Annotated in this window: 7 protein-coding genes; all 7 read right to left on the bottom strand. The window is 72.6% G+C overall.

What is annotated here, in order from left to right:
• Positions 1 to 110: 110 nt before the first annotated feature.
• Positions 111 to 299, bottom strand: a complete 189-nt coding sequence (locus VIU94_RS36740) for a hypothetical protein (protein WP_331918576.1) — start codon at positions 297 to 299, stop codon at positions 111 to 113.
• A gap of 103 nt (positions 300 to 402) precedes the next feature.
• Entirely contained in the window at positions 403 to 774 is a 372-nt protein-coding gene (locus VIU94_RS36735; RefSeq protein WP_331918574.1) for a helix-turn-helix domain-containing protein, read from the bottom strand.
• Positions 771 to 950 carry a hypothetical protein gene (locus tag VIU94_RS36730; protein ID WP_331918572.1) on the bottom strand — a complete coding sequence of 60 codons (180 nt, stop codon included), beginning with the start codon at positions 948 to 950 and terminating at the stop codon, positions 771 to 773. The genes VIU94_RS36735 and VIU94_RS36730 overlap by 4 nt, the downstream gene beginning before the upstream one ends.
• Positions 951 to 1,014: 64 nt before the next feature.
• Positions 1,015 to 1,230, bottom strand: coding sequence for a hypothetical protein (locus VIU94_RS36725; RefSeq protein WP_331918570.1), 216 nt, complete (start codon positions 1,228 to 1,230; stop codon positions 1,015 to 1,017).
• A gap of 3 nt (positions 1,231 to 1,233) precedes the next feature.
• Complete coding sequence (locus VIU94_RS36720) at positions 1,234 to 1,863, bottom strand: hypothetical protein (RefSeq protein WP_331918568.1); 630 nt, start codon at positions 1,861 to 1,863, stop codon at positions 1,234 to 1,236.
• A gap of 43 nt (positions 1,864 to 1,906) precedes the next feature.
• Complete coding sequence (locus tag VIU94_RS36715) at positions 1,907 to 2,239, bottom strand: hypothetical protein (RefSeq protein WP_331918566.1); 333 nt, start codon at positions 2,237 to 2,239, stop codon at positions 1,907 to 1,909.
• A 74-nt stretch (positions 2,240 to 2,313) separates the two neighbouring features.
• Positions 2,314 to 2,790 (bottom strand): hypothetical protein (locus VIU94_RS36710; RefSeq protein WP_331918564.1); only part of this gene is annotated, 477 nt, incomplete at its 5' end.

Below are 2,790 nucleotides of genomic sequence, written 5' to 3'. Positions count from 1 at the left end.
CCACACGCATTCGCCGTCCTGGATCGCGCACACGTCCCCGCCGAGGGCGGCGGCAAGGCAGTGGCCACGGATGGAGGCCGGGCACACGGCGGCGGGCGGGGGCTGGCCGGTCATGGCGTCACCTCGCCGTCGAGGAGGTGCAGCAGGAGCCGGCCGAGTCCGACGCCGGGTCCGGTGTCGCCGGCGTCGATGGCGCGGTCGGCGTAGGCGCGGACGCGGGCGACGGCGGCCTGGGCTTCGGCCAGCGCCTGCTCGGTGTCGAGCTTGTCGAGTGCGGCGCTTTGGTCGGTGTCGGTCATGGTTGCCTCTTCCGGGTCTCTGGTTTCGCTTCTGACGGCCTTTCGGCCCTGGGTTGGGGAGTTGGTCCGCCGGGTGGCTCCTGGGCGCTCTGGCGGCCGTCTGTCACGCCGCGGCTTCTCCTGGATCGGCTGAGCGGCTCTCTGCGCCTCTCGCAGCGCCTCGGACGTCCCGACCGCCGCCGACGGGCCGCGAGGCGCTCACAGCCCCGCCTGGGGCCGCTGGAGGCGCCACGACGCCCCGCTCGCTCGCCGCCGCTGCGATCCGCCCCAACTCGGCGAGGCTGATGTCCCCGCCGTGGATGGCGAGGGCGACCGCGTTCGCCCGGTCGTGGGCACCCAACGCGGCGTAGGCCTCGACGAGATGCCGGTTCACCGTGTTCGGGGCGATCTCCAGCACGCGGCCGATCTGGATGTTGGTATTGCCGTAGGCGGCCAGCGTCAGCACCTGCCGCTGCCGCAGCGTCAGCCCGGTCACGGCCGCCTCCCCTGCCGTGGCACGCGTCCGCGGATGTCGAGCAAGCCGTCGGCGCGGGCGAGCAGCAGCAGCGCCCTGCGGAGCACGGAGGGCAGGCGTTCACCGCGGCGGGCGTAGGCGGCGAGGATCGCGGCGGAGCCGTCATCCGGCTGCCAGCGGACCGGCGGGCGGGTCATCGCTTCACCTCAGGTTCGATCAGTGCCCAGCCGAGGATGAGCGCGGTGTCGATGGCCTCCCCGATCACGACGGGTCCTCGGCAGCGGTCTTGCGCCCGTTGAGGACGTCGCGGATCCATTGGGCGTCGGACTCTGCGACGTGCGCACCGGCTGAGCGGGCCACGATGATCTGCATGGGTTGGCCGTCGCCGTCTCGGACTTCGGCGACCCACGCGCTCCAGGGTTGCGAGCCTCGGTTCGGCGGGGTGTGACCGTCGGGGCAGTGCGGGCAGTCGGCCATGGTTCAGGCCTCCTTCGGCTGCTGCGCGGCGGCGGGCTCGTCGGCGCAGCCGCAGCGGATGCCGCCAAGGTGCACGGGCGGGTTCGGGTCGACGGGGCGCAGGTTCGGGCACTGCTCGGGGAAGCCGGGGCAGTCGTCGGCGGAGCGGCGCAGCGGGGCGGGCGGCTCGTCGTCGGCCTGCGTCTCGGGCTGCTGTGTCTCGTCGGCCATGCGGCGCAGCTCGGAGACAGCGCGGTTGACGCCCTCCGCGGCCTTCTGCCCCATGTCGGCGTAGACGGCTGGGAAGAGGGCGGTGTACAGGCGCTGTGCAGCCTCCCGGAGCACGGCGCCCTGGTCGGTGGCGGGCGCCCGCCCGGCAGGCTCGTACTGCTCGGCGAAGTCGGCCGCGCTGAACTCGTACAGGCCCCCGTCGAGCTTCACCACCCAGTCGCCGGGCTTCAGGCCACGCCACGTGCCGTGCTTGCCCTCGCGGACTGCGGCAGTCTGGTCGGGATCCTCGGTGCGGTCGTCGAGCTCGATCTCGTCGAAGTCGGCTCCGGCGAAGGCGCGCAGCTGCTCGGCGTTGGTGCCGGTCCACTGAACGGCTTCGACCTCGGCGGTGCGGTGGCGGTAGCGGGCGGTCTGGTCGGTCACGGTTCACTCCAGGGGTGGGGTGCGGGCAGCAGAACGAGGGCGGTCAGGCGGCGTTGATCGCGCGGGCGATCACGAGGGCGTGGCGAAGGTCGTCAGGCATGGACGCGTGCTCGTCGATCTCGACGCCGCCCCAGCTGCCCAGCCAGTCGGCGAGGGCGGCCCCGACACCGGGATGCATGGCGGCGATGTACGGCAGGTCGGCGCGCTCAGCCGGATGGTCGGTGCCGCTGCGATCGGCGACGATCATCCCGTCGGCGCACCGCACCACGCGCTCGGCGGTCACGGTCCACGGCGGCGGCGATGCTCGGCGTGCGGCTTCAGCGTCACGGCGCAGCTTCTCGGCGGCGGTGCGGAGTTCGTCGGCGGGCGTGGTCACGGGTTCCTCCGGGTGGGTGGGATGCTTGTCGGGCCGGCGCCCCGCACTTCGACTGCGGGGCGCCGGTCTCGCGATCACGGGGCGGGTCGCTCCTCAGCCCACTCACCGCCGGGAACATCGCGGCGCAGGAGCACGGCCGGCACGCGCCAGCCCTTGCCTTCGTTCTCCAGCAGGTACGCCGTGGTGCTGTCCCGGTCCTCTTCCGAGTCGGACGTGAGCACATAGCCGTCCGTGCAGCGGATCCCGAACAGGCGGGCGTCCTCACGCCGCTGGCGCCCCTCGTCAACGTGCGCGTTGTGGAGGTCGCAGGCCCGCTCGCCGCCGACGGTCGACCACCAGGCGTCGACCTTGGCCTCGTTCTCCAGGTAGAGGCGGCGCAGGCTGCCCAGGTCGTCGGCAATGGCCTGGAGTTCCGGGGACTCGAAGTTCGGGCCGTAGTTCTCGGCTGCGTAGGTGAAGCCCTCGTTCTCGACCTTGCTGACGAAGGCTTCGAACTCCAGGAAGTCGAAGTCGGACCAGTCGGTGGGGTTGTGGATGTCGGTCACGGTGTC

The sequence above is a fragment of the Streptomyces sp. genome (assembly GCF_036566765.1).
Lineage (GTDB): Bacteria > Actinomycetota > Actinomycetes > Streptomycetales > Streptomycetaceae > Streptomyces.
Note: the sequence above shows the minus strand (reverse complement) of the source record. Positions and strands in the feature narration are given on the sequence as shown.

Excerpts from the sequence above, each read along its gene's own strand:
- VIU94_RS36740 (WP_331918576.1), bottom strand. The coding sequence starts at position 299 with ATGACCGACACCGACCAAAGCGCCGCACTCGACAAGCTCGACACCGAG.
- VIU94_RS36730 (WP_331918572.1), bottom strand. The coding sequence starts at position 950 with ATGACCCGCCCGCCGGTCCGCTGGCAGCCGGATGACGGCTCCGCCGCG.
- VIU94_RS36725 (WP_331918570.1), bottom strand. The coding sequence starts at position 1,230 with ATGGCCGACTGCCCGCACTGCCCCGACGGTCACACCCCGCCGAACCGA.